Annotated in this window: 16 protein-coding genes; 1 reads left to right on the top strand and 15 read right to left on the bottom strand. The window is 69.9% G+C overall.

Features of this window, described 5'->3' with window-relative positions; translation table 11 throughout:
• Window positions 1–69: 69 nt before the first annotated feature.
• The 6 genes from MWN34_RS19265 to MWN34_RS19240 all read right to left on the bottom strand — a co-directional run bounded on the left by MWN34_RS19265 (window position 70) and on the right by MWN34_RS19240 (window position 7,813).
• On the bottom strand, window positions 70–1,050 hold the full coding sequence (locus MWN34_RS19265) for an asparaginase (protein WP_247030942.1): 981 nt from the start codon (window positions 1,048–1,050) through the stop codon (window positions 70–72).
• Between the two features lie 145 nt (window positions 1,051–1,195).
• Window positions 1,196–2,515, bottom strand: a complete 1,320-nt coding sequence (glcF, locus tag MWN34_RS19260; RefSeq protein WP_247030941.1) for a glycolate oxidase subunit GlcF — start codon at window positions 2,513–2,515, stop codon at window positions 1,196–1,198.
• A gap of 3 nt (window positions 2,516–2,518) precedes the next feature.
• Entirely contained in the window at window positions 2,519–3,748 is a 1,230-nt protein-coding gene (locus MWN34_RS19255; RefSeq protein WP_247030940.1) for an FAD-binding protein, read from the bottom strand.
• Between the two features lie 61 nt (window positions 3,749–3,809).
• Window positions 3,810–5,225, bottom strand: coding sequence for an 8-oxoguanine deaminase (locus MWN34_RS19250; RefSeq protein ID WP_247030939.1), 1,416 nt, complete (start codon window positions 5,223–5,225; stop codon window positions 3,810–3,812).
• 113 nt (window positions 5,226–5,338) lie between these two features.
• Window positions 5,339–6,850, bottom strand: a complete 1,512-nt coding sequence (locus tag MWN34_RS19245; protein WP_247030938.1) for an FAD-linked oxidase C-terminal domain-containing protein — start codon at window positions 6,848–6,850, stop codon at window positions 5,339–5,341.
• Window positions 6,851–6,997: 147 nt separating this feature from the next.
• On the bottom strand, window positions 6,998–7,813 hold the full coding sequence (locus tag MWN34_RS19240) for an alpha/beta hydrolase family protein (protein WP_247030937.1): 816 nt from the start codon (window positions 7,811–7,813) through the stop codon (window positions 6,998–7,000).
• A gap of 420 nt (window positions 7,814–8,233) precedes the next feature.
• Here MWN34_RS19240 and MWN34_RS19235 point away from each other — a divergent pair, with 420 nt between their 5' ends.
• Window positions 8,234–9,538, top strand: coding sequence for a DUF3422 family protein (locus MWN34_RS19235; RefSeq protein WP_247030948.1), 1,305 nt, complete (start codon window positions 8,234–8,236; stop codon window positions 9,536–9,538).
• 193 nt (window positions 9,539–9,731) lie between these two features.
• Here the strand turns inward: MWN34_RS19235 and MWN34_RS19230 are convergent, their stop codons facing one another.
• The 9 genes from MWN34_RS19230 to MWN34_RS19190 form a co-directional block, all read right to left on the bottom strand.
• Entirely contained in the window at window positions 9,732–10,604 is an 873-nt protein-coding gene (locus tag MWN34_RS19230) for a hypothetical protein (RefSeq protein ID WP_247030936.1), read from the bottom strand.
• Window positions 10,605–10,893: 289 nt separating this feature from the next.
• Complete coding sequence (locus MWN34_RS19225) at window positions 10,894–12,345, bottom strand: M16 family metallopeptidase (protein ID WP_247030935.1); 1,452 nt, start codon at window positions 12,343–12,345, stop codon at window positions 10,894–10,896.
• Window positions 12,342–13,715, bottom strand: coding sequence for a M16 family metallopeptidase (locus MWN34_RS19220; RefSeq protein ID WP_247030934.1), 1,374 nt, complete (start codon window positions 13,713–13,715; stop codon window positions 12,342–12,344). Before MWN34_RS19220 ends, MWN34_RS19225 begins: the two co-directional genes overlap by 4 nt.
• Before the next feature lie 373 nt (window positions 13,716–14,088).
• Window positions 14,089–14,805 (bottom strand): hypothetical protein, encoded by a 717-nt coding sequence (locus MWN34_RS19215; protein WP_247030933.1) that lies wholly within the window; start codon window positions 14,803–14,805, stop codon window positions 14,089–14,091.
• Between the two features lie 80 nt (window positions 14,806–14,885).
• A complete protein-coding gene (gene lspA / locus MWN34_RS19210) occupies window positions 14,886–15,395 on the bottom strand; it encodes a signal peptidase II (RefSeq protein ID WP_247030932.1) in 510 nt (169 codons plus the stop codon).
• A 4-nt stretch (window positions 15,396–15,399) separates the two neighbouring features.
• Window positions 15,400–18,477 (bottom strand): isoleucine--tRNA ligase, encoded by a 3,078-nt coding sequence (gene ileS, locus MWN34_RS19205; RefSeq protein ID WP_247030931.1) that lies wholly within the window; start codon window positions 18,475–18,477, stop codon window positions 15,400–15,402.
• A gap of 100 nt (window positions 18,478–18,577) precedes the next feature.
• Window positions 18,578–19,555 carry a bifunctional riboflavin kinase/FAD synthetase gene (locus tag MWN34_RS19200; protein ID WP_247030930.1) on the bottom strand — a complete coding sequence of 326 codons (978 nt, stop codon included), beginning with the start codon at window positions 19,553–19,555 and terminating at the stop codon, window positions 18,578–18,580.
• A gap of 111 nt (window positions 19,556–19,666) precedes the next feature.
• Window positions 19,667–20,545 (bottom strand): TIGR01459 family HAD-type hydrolase, encoded by an 879-nt coding sequence (locus tag MWN34_RS19195; RefSeq protein WP_247030929.1) that lies wholly within the window; start codon window positions 20,543–20,545, stop codon window positions 19,667–19,669.
• A gap of 106 nt (window positions 20,546–20,651) precedes the next feature.
• A partial coding sequence (locus MWN34_RS19190) for a hypothetical protein (protein ID WP_247030928.1) occupies window positions 20,652–20,862 on the bottom strand: 211 nt, incomplete at its 5' end.

The raw sequence follows: 20,862 nt of genomic DNA, 5'->3' as shown, positions 1-20,862 counted from the left end.
GCTGCACGACGCTGCCCAATCAAAGGCGTGGATGGTCGGGGCCGTTCCGGGCGCGCAGGCCGGTGGTCCTCACCTGTACGCCGCGAACATCCGGTCGATGCTCTCGCGGCCATAGCCGGCCTCCAGGCAGAAGGCGAGCAGCAGCCGCGCCTTGGGGCCGTGCAGGAAGCCGGCCGGGATGAGGCCGCGACCGATCAGGTCGATCTCCGACCCTGCATAGCCATAGGTGCGGGTGAAGACCGGGCCGCCCAGCGTGCGGGTCGCCAGCACCACCGGCAGATGGTTCGCGACCTCACCCACCATGGGCGCGACATCGGCCGGCACATGTCCGGCGCCCATGCCCTCGATCACCAGCCCCCAGAAGCCGAGCGTGGGCACCGCGCGGATCAGGCGGCCATCGTCGCCCATCGCGATCTTGAGGAGCGCCACCGCGGGAGGCGGGCCCTCCATCTCGAAAGCCGGGCCGCGGGGCACGCGGGCGAGGAAGCGGGCACGGCGCTCCACCACGAGGCCGAGCGGGCCGAGATCGGGCGAGGCAAAGGTCGAGGCGAGCGCGGTGTGGGTCTTGCGCACGAAGCGCGCGGCGTGGATCTCGTCGTTCAGCACCACCAGCGTGCCGAGCCCGCGGGCGGCGGCGGAACCGGCGACGATGACCGCGCCGAGCAGGTTCGCCGGCCCGTCCGCCCCCGGCGCCTCCGGCCCGCGCATGGCGCCGGTCACGACCACGGGGTGCTCGTCATTGATCAGCAGGTCCAGCGCGAAGGCGGTTTCCTCGATGCTGTCGGTGCCCTGGATCACCACAGCGCCGTCGAACCCTTCCGCGAAGGCGGCGCGGATCTCGCGGGCGGCCTCGTTGACATGTTCGAGCGTCAGGGTCGAGCTCGGCAGGCGGTAGAGCGAATGCGCCTCGATGTCCGCCACGGCGGCGATCGCCGGCACCGCGTCGATCAGGTCCTCGGCGCCGAGCGTCGGGGTGATGCCGCCCTGCCCGCCCGCGGTCATGGTGATGGTTCCACCGAGGGACAGGACGATGAGGCGCGGCAGCGGCATGGCAGGGTTCCGGCACTGGGAGACGGGAGCGGTGGGAAGATCGCGGGCTGATGCAACCACTCCCAAGCTTAAGAAAGTGCTCCCGTTTCGGTGACGACCCGCCCCCGCCGATCAACTTTCCCGGCGCAATTCCCGGCGTGGCCGCTCACGCCGCCGCCGCGGGCAGGTGAAGGCCCGCCGGCTGCGGTCCGCCGGTGGCCCAGTCGAGCAGTTCGACCGTGTGCACGGCGGGGATCGCGGTACCGCTGCCGATCTGGGTCATGCAGCCGATATTGCCGGTCGCAATGACCTGCGGGTCGGTGCGCTCGATATTCGCCACCTTGCGGGCGCGCAGCCGCGTCGCGATCTCCGGCTGCAGGATGTTGTAGGTGCCCGCCGAGCCGCAGCACAGATGCCCCTCCGCAGGCTCCAGCACGGTGAAGCCGGCCTTCGCCAGCAATTCCTTGGGCGCGGTGCGCACCTTCTGGCCGTGCTGCAGCGAGCAGGCGGCGTGATAGGCGACGCGCAGGCCGGCCGGGATCACCGGCGCCGGCAGCTCGCGCTCCACCAGGAACTCGCTGATGTCCTTCGCCAGCGCCGAGACCCGCGCCGCCTTCTCGGCATAGGCCGGCTCGAGACGCAGCATGTGGCCATAATCCTTGATGGTGGTGCCGCAGCCCGAGGTGTTGACGAGGATGGCGTCCAGCCCCTCGTCTTCCATCGCCCGCCACCAGGCGTCGACATTGGCGCGGGCATTGGCGAGCGCCAGCTCCTCCTTGCCCATGTGGTGGGTCAGCGAACCGCAGCAGCCCGCTCCCGCCGGCCGCACCACCTCCACCCCGATGCGGGTGAGCAGGCGGATGGTGGCCTCGTCGATCTCCGGGCGCAGCGCCGGCTGGGCGCAGCCGTCGAGCAGCGCGACCCGCGCCCGGCGCGGACCCTCGGCAAGGAAGCGGCCCACCCCTTCGGTCGCCGAGGGCAGCTTCGGACGGGAGGGGGCGAGGCGCAGCATGGCGGCGAGCGGGCGCAGCGCCGGCACCCCGTCGAACAGCCCGGCGAAGGGCCGGGCCAGCGCTGCGCCGGCCAGAGCAAGGCGGAAACGGCCGCGATGCGGCAGCACCGCGGCGAGCAGGGCGCGCATCAGCCGGTCCATGCGCGGACGCTCATAGGTCGTCTCGACATGGGCGCGCGCGGTGTCGATCAGGTGCATGTAGTGCACGCCCGAGGGGCAGGTGGTCATGCAGGAGAGGCAGGAGAGGCAGCGGTCGATGTGCTTCACCACTTCGGGCGTCGCCGGGCGATCGTTCTCCAGCATGTCCTTGATGAGATAGATGCGCCCGCGCGGGGAATCCAGCTCGTCGCCGAGCAGCACATAGGTCGGGCAGGTGGCGGTGCAGAAACCGCAATGCACGCAGGCCCGCAGCACCTGTTCGGCATCGGCGATATGCGGGTCGGCGAGCTGGGCGAGGCTGAAATGGGTCTGCATCGCTCACACTCCCGCATAGAGGCGGCCGGGATTCAGGATCCGGCCGGGGTCGAAACTGTCCTTCATCCGCCGCACCAATTGGCCGGTGACCGGATCGAGCGGCTGGAACACCTCCACCGTGGCGCGGGTGGTCGTGCCGGCGCGCAGCAGCGTCGCGTGGCCGCCGCCCGGCGCCAGCGCGGCGCGGATCGCCGCCGCCTGCGGGTCCGGGCCCGGCATCTCGATCCACACCAGCCCGCCGGCCCAGTCATAGAAGACCGACGCCCCGAGGCCGCGGGCGGCGGCGCCCAGCACCGGGCCATGCATCGGCGCGGTGGAAACCTTCCACAGCGCCTTCGCGGCGTCGAGCCGCGCGCCTTCCTCCAGCGCGAAGGGCAGCGCGTCGCGCACCGCCGTCCAGAAGGCGAGCGAGCCGGCCTCCTCCAGCGTCGCCAGCGCGCCGCGGCCGGCCAGCATCATCTCCAGCTTCTCGCGCCGATGCCGGATCGAGGGACGCACCCCTTCCAGCCGCAGCGCGGTGACCGGCCCGCCAAGGCCCGCCAGAGCCGGGATGCGGGCGGCGACCTCCGCCGGCACATGGGCGGCGCCGGACACGTCGTAATAGGAACCGACCGCCTCGCTCATCGCCCTCGCGGCGGCGGGATCGTCGAGGCCGCGGATCAGCAGCGTCTCGACCGTTTCCGGACGCGGCAGCACCTTGATGGTCAGTTCGGTATAGGCGACCAGCGTGCCGTAGGAACCGGCGAGGCCGCGCGGCAGGTCGTAGCCGGTCACGTTCTTCACCACCCGGCCGCCGGCCTTGAAGGCCTCGCCCCGGCCCGACACCGCGCGCAGGCCGAGCGCGTGGTCGCGCGCCGCCCCCGCGCTGGGACGGCGGGGACCGGCGAGGTTCAGCGCCATCAGCCCGCCCAGCGTGCCCTGCCCCGCCTTCTGGCCGAGCAGCGGACCATGGTCCATCGGCTCGAAGGCCATCATCTGCCGCGCCTCGCCGAGCATCGCCTCGATCTCGGCGAGCGGGGTGCCGGCGCGGGCGGAGAGCACCAGCTCGGCCGGCTCGTAGAGCGTCACCCCGGAGAGCCCGGCCAGTTCGAGCGTCACCGCCTCCTGGGTGGCGCGGCCCAGCGCGCGGCGTGTGCCGGTGCCGGCCACCTCCAGCGGGCGGCTTTCGGACACCGCCCAGCGCACGGCCTCGACGACGTCGGCCTCATCGCGCGGGCACAGGCGATCGGTCATGACGGCGTTTCTCCACTCAGTCTCATCGCGCGGCTCCGGTCTTTCATCGTCCTGCCCATCGTCAGGCCGACAGCGCGGCGAGCCGGGCCGCGTGCCGGTTGTGCTCGGCAATGATAGCCGGCACATCAATCGTGGTGAGCTGCCCGCCCTCCACGATCACGCGCCCGCCCACCACGGTGAAGGCGGCACGGTGCGGACCGCAGAACAGGGCGGCGGCGACAGGGTCGGACAGGCCGCCGGCAAAGGCGAGGTCGTCCAGCCGCAGGGCGAAGAGATCGGCGCAGCGGCCCGGCTCCAACGCCCCGATATCGGAGCGGCCGAGCACCGCGGCGCCGCCCAGCGTGGCGATCTCCAGCGCCTCGCGCGCATTCATCCATTCGTGGTCGCGGGCCGGATCGGAGGTGGAAAGCACGGTATCCGGCCCTTCCGGCGGGCGCAGCGACATCTTGAGCCGGCTCAGCAACATCGCCTGCCGGGCTTCGGCGAGAAGGTTGTTGCCGTCATTTGAGGCGGACCCGTCCACCCCGAGCCCGACCTTCACCCCCGCCGCGCGATAGGCCTTTACCGGCGCGATGCCGGAGGCGAGCCGCATATTGGAGCACGGGCAGTGGCACACGCCGGAACCCGTGGCGGCGAAGCAGCCGATCTCATGGGCGTCCACATGCACCGCATGGGCGAACCAGACATCCGGCCCCAGCCAGCCGAGCTCCTCCATATAGGCCACCGGGCGCTTGCCGAAACGGGCGAGCGTGTAGCGCTCCTCGTCCACCGTCTCGGCGAGATGGGTGTGCAGGCGCACCCCGAGACGGCGCGCCATCGCCGCGCTCTCGCGCATCAGCTCCGGCGTCACCGAGAAGGGCGAGCACGGCGCCAGCGCGATCTGCAGCAGCGCGCCGGGCCGGGGGTCGTGATAGCGCGCCACCACCCGCTCGCAATCGGCGAGGATGGCATCCTCCTCCTCCACGCAGTCGTCCGGCGGCAGCCCGCCTCTGGACTGGCCGAGCGACATCGAGCCGCGCGAGACCACGAAGCGCAACCCGATCTCGGCAGCGGCCGCGATCTGGTCGTCCACCCGGCAGCCATTGCGGAAGACATAGGCGTGGTCGAAGCAGGTGGTGCAGCCCGACAGCGCCAGTTCGGCGAGGCCCACCAGCGTCGCGGTGCGGCTCGCCTCCGGGGTGCGCGCCGCCCACAGCCGGTAATGCGCGGCAAGCCAGCGGAACAGGTTGCGGTCCTGCGCGGCGGGCAGGTTGCGGGTAAGCGTCTGGTCGAGATGGTGATGGGTGTTCACCAGCCCCGGCAGCACGACATGGCCGGCAAGGTCCAGCACCCGGTCGGCGGTCGCCGGAAGCGTCTCGGAGGGACCGACCGCGACGATCATCCCGTCGCGCGCGAACAGGCCGCCGCCCGCGATCTCCCGGCGGGCGCCGTCCATGGTGACGAGCACCTGCGCGTTGCGGATGAGGAGCGTGCTCATGAATGGAGGCTCCCCGCGCCCGTCATCCCGGACGGCGCATGGCGCCGGCTTCGCGGCTTCGCTTTCGGCCGGGATGGCAGACCCTCATGGGGGATGGCACGCGCACGCATCGGTCAGAACCGGGGAATATTCGGGAAGGGCAGCTGCCCGCGGCTCACATGCATGCGCCCGAGCTCCGCACAGCGGTGCAGTTGCGGAAACACCTTGCCGGGATTGAGCAGCGAATCCGGGTCGAAGGCGCATTTCAGCCGCTGCTGGTGGGCGAGGTCGGTCTCGTCGAACATCGAGGGCATCAGGTCGCGCTTCTCGATGCCGACCCCATGCTCGCCGGTGAGCACGCCGCCGACCTCGACGCAGAGCAGCAGGATGTCGGCGCCGAACCGCTCGGCCGCCTCCAGCTCGCCGGGCTTGGAGGCATCATAGAGGATGAGCGGGTGCAGGTTGCCGTCGCCGGCGTGGAACACATTGGCGCATTGCAGCCCGTGCTGGCGGGCCAATTCCTCCATACGCGCGAGCACCAGCGGCAGCGCCTTGCGCGGAATGGTGCCATCCATGCACAGATAGTCCGGCGAGATGCGCCCGACCGCCGGAAAGGCCGCCTTGCGCCCGGCCCAGAAGGCGGCGCGCTCCTCCTCCGAATTGGAGGCGCGGAGCGTGATGCAGCCGAGTTCGCTCGCGATCTGCGCCACCCGCTCGATGAGATGGTGCACCTCGGCCTCAGGGCCGTCGAGCTCGACGATGAGCAGCGCCTCGACGTCGAGCGGGTAGCCGACCTTCACGAAGGCCTCCGCCGCATGGATGGCGAGGCGGTCCATCATCTCCATGCCGCCGGGAATGATGCCGGCGCCGATGATGCGCGCCACGCATTCGCCCGCCGCCTCGGAGGACGGAAAGCCGACCAGCACCGCGCGCGCCGTCTCGGGCTTCTTGAGGATGCGCACCGTCACCTCGGTGACGACGCCGAGCAGCCCTTCCGAGCCGACCAGGATGCCGAGCAGGTCCAGCCCGCCGGAATCGAGGTGCTTGCCGCCGATGCGCATCACCTCGCCGGTGATCAGCACCAGTTCGACGCCCATGACGTTGTTGGTGGTAAGGCCGTATTTCAGGCAGTGCACGCCCCCCGAATTCTCCGCGACATTGCCGCCGATGGTGCAGGCGATCTGCGAGGAGGGGTCGGGCGCGTAATAGAAGCCGGCATGGGCCACCGCCGTGGTGATGCCGAGATTGGTGACGCCCGGCTGGGCGGTGACGGTGCGGTTGTCGAAGTCGATATCGAGGATGCGGTTGAACTTGCCCATGCCGAGCAGGATCGCGTCCGCCAGCGGCAGGGCGCCACCGGAAAGCCCGGTGCCGGCCCCGCGCGGCACCACGCGGATGCCGTTTCGGTGGCAATAGGCAAGGATCCGCGACACCTGTTCCGTCGTCGAAGGCAACACCACGGCGAGCGGAAGCTGCTTGTAGGCGGTGAGGCCGTCGGTCTCGAAGGGCCGCATCTCGTTGACCGCGTCGATCACACCTTCGCCTGGCACGATGGCGCGCATCGCCGCGACGATCTCCGCGCGGCGCGCGATTACGTCGGCGTTCGGCTCCGGCATGACGATCCCGGACGTGGCGTTCCCGGACATGGCGTACCTCCGAATGGGCGCCCCGCGCGCAAAGCACGCGACGGGGGCTCAGGTCTTTTGACCCATTCTAGAGGAATGTCACCGTCCGCCGCCATGGTAAACTTTTCAGACCAAGGACGAATGAAGGGAAATGTCCGATTGGCTCCTTCAGAGCCGAGCGCCGGCGACGCTGGCGGTCGGGGCGGGAGCGGTCGGGATTGGGGCGGTGCCCGCCGCGGGCTGGGCGGCGGCGGAGGCGGGAACGTCGGCAACCGGCCTCTTCGCCACGTCGGAACCGGCCGAGCTGCGCGGCTTCACCCGCGAGCGCGCCACCGCCTTGCCGCTGCCAACGATCATCGCGATCACCTGCTGGTGCAGGGTCGGCTGCTTGTCGATGTTGAAGTGATCGACGTCGGGTCCCGAGACGTCGACATTGCGCACGGTGCGGCCGGCGAGGCGCTTGCCCTCGCCGGTGCCCTGGAAGTAGTTCACCACCCGCCCGATCCGCGGCGAGACGCCAGGCGGGGTGATGGGATCGAACGTCACCACCAGCGGCACGCTGACCCCGGTCGCGGCGAGCCGGTTGCCAAGATTCACCGCGGCGTCGGCGCCAAGCGAATGGCCGATGACGATCACCGGACGGCGACCGCCGACGGCCTGCTCGCTGGCGGCGATGGCTTCCCAATCGGGATAGGCATGGACGCTGGCCTGCACGCCGTTCGCCTTGAGCTTGGCGGCGAGGTCGTCCATGCCGAGCGAGAAGATGTTGGCGAGGCCGCGCAGCAGATAGACCCGCGGAGCGGCGCTGGAGGCGGACGAGCGGGGCGCGGCATCGGCCGGGCGGGGCAGCGCGAGAAGCGCCAGCAGAAGCGCGAGAGCGAGGAAAACAGCGTGCAGCAGCCGGATCCCGGGCTGGGGTACCGGCCGGGCGAGCGCCACCGCCCCCCTGCGCCGCTTCAGTTCATAAGCCCCACGCCCGATCATGCCCCTCGAATCGTCTCGTCCCACGTTCCCCACCTTCATCCTCCTTCGGCCGTCGCCCGGCGACCGGTTCCAGCATGCTGCGTGTCGCCGGCGCAGCTGTCCAGACGCGATTCGGTAGCCATCCGCTGCGTCCGGCGGATCCGCACGCCTGGCGCAACCCACCTCCGACGCGCTTGCCAGCGTCGCGTCCCCGTGCAACCGAGAAGGGGCCGGCCCGGTTCCCACGGTGCCGCCGTCACGTATCGACAGCGTTAACGCCGCCTCCCCCTGCGGGCGGCACCGCCCTCATCGTCGCCGAACCGGAGTATCGCCGTGTCGTCCGTTCCTCCGCCCGCCGCTGCCGGGGCCAGCCCTTCCGCCACGCCCGCCCCCGCCAAGGGCGCGCACCCGGCACAGCCGCAGCCGCTGCCGGGTGGAGCGATGGTGCCCCACCGATTGCGCGCCGCGGTGCTCGGCGAGCTGCATGCGCGCCCCTTCGTCCCGGTGCGCACGCCGACCCGCATCTTCCACATGGCCTTCATCGTCGACCGCCCGCAGGCGTTGGCCGACCGCGCCGCCTTCGCCGCGCTCTGCGCCGCCCGGGGCCAGCCCGGACCGGCGCGCGACGGCAAGCAGCACCGCGTCTCCTTCGGCGGGGCGACGGTGCGCTGGGAACGACATGCCGAGTTCACGACCTACACCTGGGAGCTGCCGAGCGAGGACATCGTGGAGGGCGGCCTGCCCTTCCAGCCGAGCTCGGGCAGCTTCGCCGCGATCTTCGCGCAGGTGCCGCAGCCCGGTCCGCTGCTGGTCGCCATCGACCTGCAGCTCGTGACCGACACCTCCGACGCGCTGCCGCTGGAGCGGCTGTTCGACCGCGCCAGCCTCGCCCGCTCCGACGTCGAGGACGGCCTCGCCGAGATCGCGACCGATTTCCAGCCCGATGCCTCCGGCTTCGTCCGCCTCCTCGTGCGCGACCGCGGCATGACGGCGGACGCCGCCGGCGCGCTGATCCAGCGCCTGCTGGAGATCGAGACCTACCGTACCCTCGCCTTGCTCGGCCTGCCGGAAGCCCAGCGCCTCGCTCCCACCGTGGCGCAGATGGAAGGCCGGCTCGGTGCGATGACCGCGACCATGCGCAACACCGAGGGCCTCGCCGAGAACCGCCGCCTGCTGGAGGAGCTGACCGGCCTCGCCGCCGAGCTGGAGGCCGATTCGGCGGCCTCGCTGTTCCGCTTCGGCGCCAGCCGCGCCTATGGCCAGATCGTCGAGGAACGGCTGGCCAATATCGGCGAGCGGCCGGTGCCGGGCTTTCCCACGATCCGCCAGTTCCTCACCCGGCGCATGCACCCGGCGATGCGCACCTGCCAGGGCATCGAGGACCGGCAGGCCAACCTCTCGACCAAACTCTCCAGCGCCGCCAACCTGCTGCGCACCCGCGTCGACGTCGAGCTGGAACAGCAGAACCGCGACCTGCTGCGCTCGATGAACAAGCGCACGCGGATGCAGCTTCGCCTGCAGCAGACGGTCGAGGGGCTCTCGGTCGCGGCCATCACCTATTACGTCATCAGCATCTTCCACTACGTCATGGAAGGCCTTCATCTCCGGCTGGAGGAGATGGGGGTGCATGTCGATGTCGGCCTCGCCACCGCGATCGCCGTTCCCATCGTCGCCTTCGCCATCTGGCGCTTCGTGCAGAATGTCCGGCGGGGCCATCTGAGCGGCGACGAGGATGAGGGACACTGAGGCCATCCCGCCACTCGGGCGACGCCACCCCCGCGGGAAGGGCTGTCGCCCGCGACTCCGGGCCGGAACGTAGGCCGCCGCTCGGCGGCGCATTCCGGGAGATCATGGCCGACGGGGCGGGAAACGCGGCTCGTCACCCGGCAATGAAAAAGGGCGCCCGCAGGCGCCCTTTTCCAATGCACAGGCCGTGCTGTCAGTTGAAGCCGCCGGTCGCCGGGGCCGGAGCGCCGATCCATTGCTGGGCGGGCGCGCTCTGCGCCGGCTGGGTCGCGGCCGGAGCGGGTGCTGCGGGAGCGGCCGCCGGAGCGGAGACGGCGGGCGGCTCGCTCGCGGTGGGCTCGCTGTCCGGCTCGGAAACCGGGGCGGCCGCGGGCTTGGGCTTGCGCGGGGCAGCGGGCTTGGGCGCGCGCGGCTTGGCCGCCGGCTTCGACCGCGCCTCGGCGGCAGCACCGGCCTGCGAATCGAAGCCGAGATAGACCACGTAGCGCTCCAGCACCTTGGGGTCGGGCAGCGGGAAGGTCACATCGGCCGCGACGATGTTGAAATCGACCTGCAACTCGTTGGGCGGCACCTGCACCTGCGCGGTGTAGAGCTTGGTCCACACCGTCTTCGGAGTCGGTCCCTCCTCCACCACGGCGATGCGCAGCGGGATGGTGAGCGCGCCCGGGCCGCCCTTCGGGCCCAGCAGCACGCGGCCCTGGATGCCGATCTTCATCGTCATGTCCGGGCGGGCGAACATGCAGTCCCGCGCGGTCTGGACGATCGTGGCCTGATAGCGCAGGCCGCCGTCGCTCTTGTCGTTGACCTGCCAGACAGCCGCTCCGCCGCGAATCTCGATCTTGGGGCAGCCATAGGTGCGCGGGTCGAATTCGGTCGCGCCGGGCGCGCCGGCCGGTGTGGCCGCAGGCGCCGGCTGCTGCGTCTGGCCGCCCAGGAGAGCAGACCAGTTCGGCGTGCCGGTGGAGGTCGTACCCGCCGGGGCGGGGGCGCCGCCCGTTCCGGCGCTGCTGCCGCAGCCGGCAAGGCCAAGGCCGAGCGCCGCCATCACCGCGAGCCGTGCGGCCAAGCCCGCAACCTTGTGCGGCGCGCGGCCCTTCCCGTCCGTTTCGAACCGGAGGACCCCGGACCCGAGCATCCCAAACGTCCCGAGCATCCCAAGCGTCATGCGCACACTCCCCAAAGGCCGAATGGTCGCGCCCCATACCGTCGCCCGCCCCCGCGGGACGACGGCAGCCGTGCCGCCCGAAGGACGGCACGGCGTTCCGGCGCGATTCCGGCTTATATCAACCCGGTCGCAGTGGCGAGAGTGGGGCCGAGCCGCGAATGCGGCAAAAGGCGGGTCCCGCCCTTGCCGCTCACCCGCCCTTCGCCGCCTCTGGCGGAACGTTGGACGGCATGTCGGACGGCAGGTTGGTCGGCTTGCCCACCACGGAGAACAGCAGGTTCGGATTGGCCGCGAAGCGCCGCGACACGCGCCTTATGTCGTCCAGCGTCACCGCGGCGACCAGATCGTTGCGCTTGTCGATATAGTCGATGCCGAGGTCGTCGAGCTGGATCTGCAGAAGCTGCGAGGCGACCTTGGCCGAGGAATCGAAGCGCAGCGCGAAGGAGCCGATCAGATAGCTCTTGGCATCGGCGAGTTCCTGCTCGCTCGGCCCGTCCTGCAGCAGCTTGAGATATTCCTCGCGGATCAGCGTCATCGATTCGCCCGCGCGGTCGTTCTTGGTCGCGGTGCCGCCGAGCAGTACGCCGGCATGGTCGAAGGCGGCAAGGTAGGAATAGACCGAATAGGCCAGCCCGCGCTTTTCCCGCACCTCGCGGAACAGGCGGGAGGAAAAGGCGCTGCCGCCCAGCATGTGGTTGAGCACGAAGGCCGGAATGAAGTCGGGATCCTTGCGCTCCAGCCCGATGCCGCCGAACACGATGGAGGCCTGCGGCACGTCGAGCGCCTTCACCTGCACCGTGCCGAGCCCCTGGGGGGCGATGTCCGGCACCAGCACGAGCTGGGCCTTTTCCGGCAGCGCGCCGAAGATGCGGTCGAGCGCCGGGCCGAGTCGGTCGGGGGTGATGTCGCCGACCACCGCGATCTTGAGATGGTCGCGCGCCATCACCTTGCCGGCATAAGTGACCAAATCGGCGCGCGTGATGGCCGGCACGCTCTCCAGCGTGCCGTCGACCGGCCGTCCATAGGGATGGTTCGGGAAGGCGGTGGCGGTCCAGGCGAGGCTGGCCTGGGTCTGCGGGTCGGTCGAGCGGCGGCGCAACGAGGCGAGCTGGGCCTCGCGGATGCGCTCCACGGCTTCATCGTCGAAGCGGGGTGCGTTGACCGCCAGCCGGGTCAGCTCGAAAGCGGCGTCGACATTCTCGGACAACGTGCGCAGCGAGCCGGTCAGCGTGTCGCGGCTGGCATCGAAGCGCATCTCGATCGCCTTCTCGGCGAGCCGGTCTTGGAAGGTGCGGGCATCGAGATCGCCGGCGCCCTCGTCGAGCAGCGAGCCGGTGAGGCTTGCAACCCCCGGCTTGCCCGCCGGATCCTGCGCGGCGCCGCCGACAAAGGCGAACTCCATCGCCACCAGCGGCAGGGTGGTGTCATGCACCAGCCACGCCTCGATGCCACCGGGACTCACCACGCGCTGGATGCGGGTGGTTTCGGACTGGGCGGGCGGGGCAGCGACGAGAGCAATGGTCATGGCGAGCGGAACCGCAAGGAAGGAACGATGAAGGAAGGCGCCGAGGCGGACGAAGGGAGCGGCACGGCCCGTCTGCGGCACAGAAGCAGGCCACTCGGCGGCGGGCGGCGCGCTCACGAGCGCTTCTCCGGCGCCGGGGCCGCGACCTCGGGGGCGGCGGACGGTTTCAGCAGATAGCCGGTGACGGCACGGGCGGGCACCAGGTAGCGGCGGGCGACGTCGCGCACCTCCTCCGCGGTGACCGCCTTCACCTCGGCTGGCCAGTTCTTAACGTCGTCGACCGTGGTGCCGGTGGCGAGCGCCGCGCCATAGATGCGGGCCAGCGTCGCCTGGTTGTCCTGTGCGTAGATGGCATCGGCCACCAGGCGGGTCTTGGCGCGTTCCAGCTCGCCGGCCTCCGGACCCTCGGCGGCGATGCGGGCGATGGCGGCGTCGAGCGCGGCCTCCAGCCCTTCCATCTTCACCTCGGGGCGTGGCGAGAGCGAGATGCCGAAGCGCGTCTCGTCCAGCGCCGTGCTCTGGTACCAGGCGCTGGCGCCGGCGGCGAGACCCTTCTCCACCACCAGCGTGCGGTAGAGCCGGCCGGTCGAGCCGCCGCCGAGCACCTGCGCCAGCACATCGAGCGCGACGCTCTCCTTCGGCGCGGTGCGATAGGGCGGGACCAGATAGGCGCGCGACAGGCTGGGCTGCGCGACCCGGCCATCGGCGAGCGAGACCCGCCGCTCGGCACGCGGCTCGGGCTCCTTCGGCCGCTCGCGCGGGCCGATCTCGGCACGGCGGGCGACCGTGCCATAGGTCTTCTCGGCGAGGGCGCGAACCTCGTCCGCCGTCACGTCGCCGGCAACGACGAGAATGGCGTTGTTGGGGGTGTAGAAGCGGCGATAGAAGGCGAGCGCATCCTCGCGGTTGAGGGAGGCGATCTCCTCCTCCCAGCCGATGATGGGATGGCCATAGGGGTGGTTGGTGTACATCGCGGCCTGCGCGGCCTCGGAGAGCTGCGAGCCGGGGTCGTTGTCGGTGCGCATCCGACGCTCCTCCAGCACCACGTCACGCTCCGGCAGCACAACCTCGTCGGTGAGCACGAGGCCGGTCATGCGGTCGGCCTCGAAGCCCATCACCGTGCCGAGATGCTCCTTGGCGACACGCTGGAAATAGGCGGTGTAGTCCTGCGAGGTGAAGGCGTTCTCCTGCCCGCCCAGCGTCGCCACGACCTGCGAGAACTGCCCGGCCGGATGCTGGGCGGTGCCCTTGAACATCAGGTGCTCGAGGAAATGGGCGATGCCCGACTTGCCCGGATGCTCGTCCGCCGAGCCGACGCGATACCACACCATATGAGTCACGACGGGCGTGCGGTGGTCGGGCACGACCACGACCTGCATCCCGTTCTCCAGAGTGAATTCGGAAACCTCGGCGGCACGCGCGGCGGTGGGTGCGGCGACCGTGGCGAGTCCGGCGGCGGCGCTGGCGGCGAAGATGAAAGCGGACATGAACGTTCCAGTTACGCGGGAGGCTGTCACGAAGCTGTCTTCCGGTTCGGGGCGCACCACCCTGGGGCGGCAGCGCGGCGACGGTTCGACCCAATGTAGCGATCGACGCAACGGAACGCGACGCCCGCACCCCGCCGCCTCACCGCGACGTGAGCACCTTACCGCGAATTCACGAAAGCTGCCCGAGCCGGGCGAAAAAGCCGTCATTCCCGGACAGCCGGGGGCGATCAGGGGACTGCGCGCCACCGGGTCCCGGCTCGGCCATGAAACCGACCGCGGGCTGCGCTTGGCCGCGGACACGGCGCGGCAGGCCGAAGAGCCGGAATAAAGATCGGCGAGACAGCCGAAAGACGGCGCGCCGACTCGGCGCGCGTCAGTTGTCCTTGTTCGGCTGCGTGCGGTCGAACAGGCTCGGCAGCGTCCACGGCTTCTTCTTCTCCTCGACCGTGCCATAGACGGCATTCGGCGAGGGGGTCTGGTAGCCGGGCGGCGGCTGCACCAGCGATTCGCGCTCCGGCTCGCCGGTGAACACCATCGGCTTTTCCGGCTGCCCGAAACTGCCCCAGCCCTTGAAGTCGAGTTCGCGGACCGAAAGCCGGTTGTCGCCGCGGGTCTTGAAGCCGCTGCCGCCGGCCTGCCCGGACTTGTAGCCCTTGCTGATCTCGCTGGGAGACAGCGTGCGGGGATTGATGCCCCCCTGCTTGCTGTTGATGCCCGGTGTTGCGGCCTCGAGCGCGGCTTCCCTGCGCGCCTGCTCCTTGTCGAAATCCTTCGGCCATTGCGGATTGGCGGCCACTGCATTGGCGTCGCGCGGGGGCGGCAGCATCTCGGCATTGGGCGGCACCACCAGCGGGGCGCGCTCGCGATAGTCGATGTCCGGCTGGGTGGGAGCGACGAGGCCGATGCCGCTCAGCACCTTCTCGGTGATGCTGACGTCCGGCGCGTCCTGTGCGCTGGCTGCCAGGGGAACGAAAGGGGTCAAGGGGGCGAGGAAGAGGCTGGCAGCAGCGAGGCCACGCGCGGCACGCACCAAGGTCGCGCGGCGACCGGCGGCGACGATCCTGGAAAGTGGGCGAGCGGGCATCTTCATGCGTGTCATCTCCTGCCGTCGGGTTTCATGGCGCATCCAGAACTCACCGGCGTGCCCCGACCCGGGCCATGGCCCCACCGTCACCTGCCACCGGAGGGCGGCGATTTTGCGGCGCGACCGAAGAAAGAATCATAGAGCAGCACACCGACGCCGGCGACGATCGCCACATCGGCAATGTTGAAGATATACCAATGGAAGCCGAAGGCGTGCAACGACACGAAGTCGAACACCGCGCCATAGGCGGCGCGGTCGATGGCGTTGCCGAGCGCACCGCCGATCAGCAGGCCGAGCGCGAGCGCCTCCACCCGGCGCGTCACCCGCGCCAGCCAGAAGGTGAAGGCGATGGCCGCCACCAGCTTGAACAGGCCGAGCACCCACCAGCCATCCGCCCCCTGGGCGAACAGCCCATAGCTGATGCCCGTGTTCCAGGTGACGACGAGGTCCATGAAAGGCATCACCGGAACGAGTCCGTCCGGGCCGAAATCGACGAACCGCATCACGCCGATCTTCGTCGCCTGGTCGGCGACGAGGACGGCGAGAGCGACCAGGAGGCCGAACCAGCTCAGCGGCCCGAACAGGCGCAGTCTCATCGGTTCATTCCGCCGCGCGGCGGGCGCTCGCCAGCTCGCGCAGCGCCCGTGCGTCGCGCGGGGTCACGTCCGGGTAGTCCGGATCCGTGCCCACGAGCGGCGAGATCTTCCATGAGCGGGCGCATTTGTGTCCTTCCGCCCGCATCGGCACCACCGCGACGCCCGGCACCTCGTCGAGCCGGAAGGCGCCGGCGGGCGCTTCCGTCGGGGTGAGGTGGGCGTCCGAGGTGATGCACACCTCGGCGAGGTCCACCGCGCTCACCGCCGCGAACAGTCCCGGATCGGTGACATGGACGACCGGCGCGGCCTCCAGCGAGGAGCCGATGCGCTTGGCCGCGCGCTCGACCTCCAGCGCGCCGAGCACGACGCGGCGCACCTGGCGGATCTTGCGCCATTCGTCCGCCAGCGTGTCGTCGCGCCACTTCAAAGGCGTCTGCGGGAACAGCTCCAGATGCACCGATCCGTCCTGCGAGGGGAAGCGCGAAAGCCACGTTTCCTCGGCGGTGAAGGGCAGGATCGGCGCCAGCCATATGACCAGCCGCCGGAACACCTCGTCCAGCACCGTGAGGCAGGCCCGCCGGGTGATCGAGGAGATCGGGTCGCAATAGAGCGCGTCCTTGCGGACATCGAAATAGAAGGCCGAAAGCTCGGCGGTCATGAACTGGGTCAGCGCGGCGTTGACGCGCTTGAAGTCGAAGGCCGCATAGGCTTCGCGCACCACCGTGTCGAGCTCGAACAGCCGGTGCAGCACCATGCGCTCCAGCGCCGGCATGTCGGCATAGGCGACCCGCTCGCTCTCGCGATAATGGTGCAGCGAGCCGAGCAGCCAGCGCAGCGTGTTGCGCAGCTTGCGGTAGGTCTCCACCGTGGTCTTCAGGATCTCCGGGCCGATGCGCAGGTCGTCCGAATAGTCCGAGGCGCAGACCCACAGCCGCAGGATGTCGGCGCCGGAGGTCTTGATGACCTCCTGCGGGGCGACGACGTTGCCGACCGACTTCGACATCTTGCGGCCCTGCTCGTCGAGCACGAAGCCATGGGTCAGCACCACGTCATAGGGCGCCCGGCCGCGGGTGCCGCAGCTTTCCAGCAGGGAGGAATGGAACCAGCCGCGGTGCTGGTCCGAACCCTCCAGATACATCACCCGGTCCGGTCCGCCGGCGAAGGCGCGCTTCACCTTGAGGTCGGGACGCACCTCCAGCGTGAAGGCGTGGGTGGAGCCGGAATCGAACCACACGTCGAGGATGTCGTCGACCTTGCGCCATTCCTCGGTGCTGTAGTCGTTGCCGAGGAAGCGGGCGGCCGCGCCGTCCTTGTACCAGGCATCGGCACCCTCGGCGGCGAAGGCGGCCGCGATGCGTTCGTTCACCTTCTCGTCGCGCAGGATCTCGACCGAGCCGTCGCCCTTCGCCTTGACGAAGACGGCGATCGGCACGCCCCAGGCGCGCTGGCGCGACACCACCCAGTCCGGGCGATTCTCGATCATGCCGTTGATGCGGTTGCGCCCCACCTCCGGCACCCACTGCACCTCGGCAATCGCCCCGAGCGCGCGGACGCGCAGCGTGTCGCCGTCGGTGGTGGTGCCGTCCGTCGCCGCGACGTCCTTGTCCATCGCGATGAACCATTGCGGCGTGTTGCGGAAGATGACGGGCGCCTTGGAACGCCAGCTGTGCGGATATTGATGCTTCAGCCGGCCGCGCGCGATGATGCGGTCCGCTGCCATCAGCGCCTTGATGACGGTGTCGTTGGCGTCGCCGTCCTTGCCCTTCTCGTCCATCACCCGATGGCCGGCGAAGAGCGGGACGTGATCGTAATAATAGCCGTCCGGCCCGACGGTGTGCGGCACCTCGCCGAGATGGCGCGCCATGAAGAGATTGAAGTCGTCCGCGCCATGGCCGGGGGCCATGTGGACGAAGCCGGTGCCGGTATCGTCGGTCACGAAGTCGCCGGCGACCACGGGCACCGGGAAATCGAAATAGCCCCTCGTGCCCTCGACCCCGCGGAACGGATGGGCGCAGACCAGATGGGTGGGATCCACCTCCCTGCGGCGCTCATAGCCGCTGACGCGGGCGGCCTTGAACACCTCCTCCGCCAGCTTGTCGGCAAGGATGAAGTGCTCGCCCACCTTCGCCCAGTTGTCGGCCGGGGCCTCGGTCACCTCGTAGACGGCATAGGTGACGTCCGGCGAGAAGGCGATGGCCCGGTTGCCGGGGATGGTCCAGGGGGTCGTCGTCCAGATGACGACGGAGGCACCCTCATAGGACGGGAACAGGTGGATGTCGTCCGCCTTGTCCGCCGGCTGCAATTCGGTCGCCGAGACGCATTCGCGGTAGCCGGTGACGGGGAACTTCACATAGATCGTGGTGGAGGTGTGGTCGTGATACTCGACCTCCGCCTCGGCCAGCGCGGTATTCTCGACCACCGACCACATCACCGGCTTCGAGCCGCGATAGAGCAGGCCGTTGGCGGCGAACTTCATGATCTCGCGGGCGATCTGGGCTTCCGCGTCGAAGCTCATGGTCACATAGGGATGCGCCCAGTCGCCCTCGACGCCGAGCCGCTTGAATTCGCGGCGCTGCTCGTCGATCCAGTGCGCGGCATAGGCTCGACACTCCTGGCGGAAGGCGACCATGGCGGCGGCATCGGCGAAGTCGGGCTTCACCTTGCCCTTCTTGCGGTAGTTCTCCTCCTCGATCTTCCACTCGATCGGAAGACCGTGGCAGTCCCAGCCGGGCACATAGTTGGAATCGTGGCCGAGCGCGCCCTGCGAGCGCACCACCACGTCCTTCAGGATCTTGTTGAGCGCGTGGCCGATATGGATGTTGCCATTCGCATAGGGCGGACCGTCATGCAGCACGAAGCGCGGACGCCCCTCCCCCGCCGCGCGCTGGCGGGCATAAAGGCCGATTTCCTCCCAGCGGGCCAGCCATTCGGGCTCGCGCTGGGGCAGGCCGGCGCGCATCGGAAAGTCCGTCTGCGGCAGGAACAGCGTGGCGGAATAGTCCCGCGCCGGCGCGGCGAGGCTGTCCGCGTTCGCTTCCGCGGTGTCCGTGGCGTTCCGGTTATCGGAATTGCGGCTCGTCATGGCGCGCTCCTTCATTCGGAGCCCGGTTTAAGCGGTGCGTCCGGGGTGCGCAAGAACGCTGTGAACGGGCGGAAAGCGGGACGGGTTAAAGCGCGGCGCGTCAGGCCCCGCCGATCGGACCCATGCGCACGCCGGCCAGCGCCGAGCGGGCCGCCGCGCTGTCGAGGTCCATCTGCTCGACGAGGGCCTCGATGCTGTCGAATTTCAGCTCCGGGCGCAGATGGGCATGGAAGGCGATACGCACGGTCTTGCCGTAGAGGTCGCCGGAAAAGTCGAAGATGAAGGTTTCGAGCCGCGGCGCGCCGTCGTCGAAGGTCGGCCGCCGGCCGAAGCTGGCGACACCGGGATGGCGCACGCCGTCCACGTCCGCGGTCACCGCATAGATGCCGTGGGCGAGCGCGATGGCTGGGTCGAGCCGCATATTCGCGGTCGGGTAGCCGAGATCACGCCCGCGCTTGTCGCCATGGATGACCTCCGCCTCGATGGAGAACGGGCGCCCCAGCATGTCGGCGGCCTGCTCCACTCGGCCCTGCGCCAGCGCGGCGCGGATCGCGCTGGAGGAGATCTGCGCTCCGTCGTCGAGCAGCGGCGGCACGATGGCGACGTCGAAGCCGTAGAGCTGCCCCGCCTCGCGCAGAAAGGCGGGCGAGCCGCCGCGACCCTTGCCGAAATGGAAGTCGAAGCCTGCGACCACCGCCCCGGCGTGGAGTCGCTCGACCAGAACCTCGCGGACGAAGGTTTCGGCGTCGAGCGCCGCCAGTGCCGCATCGAAGGCCAGCACCACCGCGCCGTCGAGCCCGGTCTCGGCCAGTCGCGCCAGCTTCTCGTCCACCGGGGTCAGGCGGAACATCGTCTCGCCGGGGCGGAAGAAGGCACGCGGATGGGGCTCGAACGTCAAGGCGAGGGCCGGACGGCCACTGGCATGGGCCTCGTCGAGCGCCGTGCCGATCACCGCGCGATGGCCGCGATGCACCCCGTCGAAATTGCCGATCGCGACCACCGCTCCATGAAGGGAGAGCGGCAGCGGCTCATTGCCGGTGAGGATGAAGAAGGGGGAGGGCATAGTGGGTTGGATCATGTCGTCCATCGGGGCGGGCAAACTGGCGCTGCCGCGCCCGCTCGTCAAGATGAGGACCGGCCGGCGGACGCGAGCGGCCACCCTCTGGCAGGCTACCTGGGGCGGAGCGGTTTACCAGGCGAGACATGTCGTGACCGCCACGGGCGCTCCCGGCCCGTCGGCCAGCAGCCGCGCCAGCGCGCCCGGCTCGATCGCGCCGCCGCGCTCTATGCCGAGTTCGCCGGCATGGATGCCGCCGGCGACGAACAGGCAGGCCACCCCCGCCCCGAGCGCGCCGGCGAGATCGGTGCGCAGCGCATCGCCGATGGCGAGCACCCGCGCGCGCTCCACCGGCCGGCCGCGCAGCCGGGCGGCGGTTTCCAGCGCCAGATCATAGATCGGCGGATGCGGCTTGCCGCACCACGCAACCTCGCCGCCGAGTTCGGCGTAAAGCTCGCACAACGCCCCGGCGCACCACAGCAGATCGCCCCCGCGCTCCACGACGATGTCGGGATTGGCGCAGATCATCGGCAGGCCGCGCTCCCTGAGGCGGGTGAAGAGCGCACGATAGTCCTCCGGCGTCTCCTCGTTTTCGTTGAGAAGCCCGGTGCAGACCACGAGCCGCGCATCGTCCAGCCCGACCTTGGGGTTGGCGGTGCGGGCGATGAGCCCGGCATCGCGCTGCGGGCCGAGATGATGAATGGCGACCTCCGGGGTCTCCCGCAGCAGCGCAAGGGTCACCTCGCCGGAAGAGACGATCGCGTCATAGGCGCTGCGCGGCACGTCGAAGCCGTCGAGGATGCCGGCCACCTCTTCCTTCGGGCGCGGTGCATTGGAGACCAGTACCACCGTGCCGCCGGCCGCGCGCAATCGCTGCAACGCCTCCGACGCAGCGGGAAAGCCGACATGTCCGTTGTGCAGCACGCCCCAGATGTCGCAGAGCACCACATCATAGCGGGGGGCGAGCTGGGAGAAGGCGGGCTCGATCGGCGGCAGCTTGGCGTCGTTCACGGGGACAGCGGCTCGATGCGTGGCGGAGGAAGATGCGGCGGAAAACGTCATGATCAGCAAGTGCCATGGGGTTGGGTCCCGCACAAGGCGGCGGAATGCGAGCCTGTCATGCGAGATGACGCCGCATTTGGAGAGTGCCCGCAACAGATTGCATACTGGCCATATAGATTGAACTGACGGCCATTATTCCGGGCGTATGGATGGATTTTGATATCTCAAAAATCTCAGATTCTGCAGTTCCGTGCATAAATGCAATATGCATTGCACAAAAACACAACTGGCAATGCCGCGGTGCCGGGCCTATCTCTCCCTCATCG

The organism is Ancylobacter crimeensis, assembly GCF_023016805.1.
In the GTDB taxonomy this organism is placed as follows: domain Bacteria; phylum Pseudomonadota; class Alphaproteobacteria; order Rhizobiales; family Xanthobacteraceae; genus Ancylobacter; species Ancylobacter crimeensis.
This window is presented reverse-complemented; position numbering and strand designations above follow the sequence as displayed.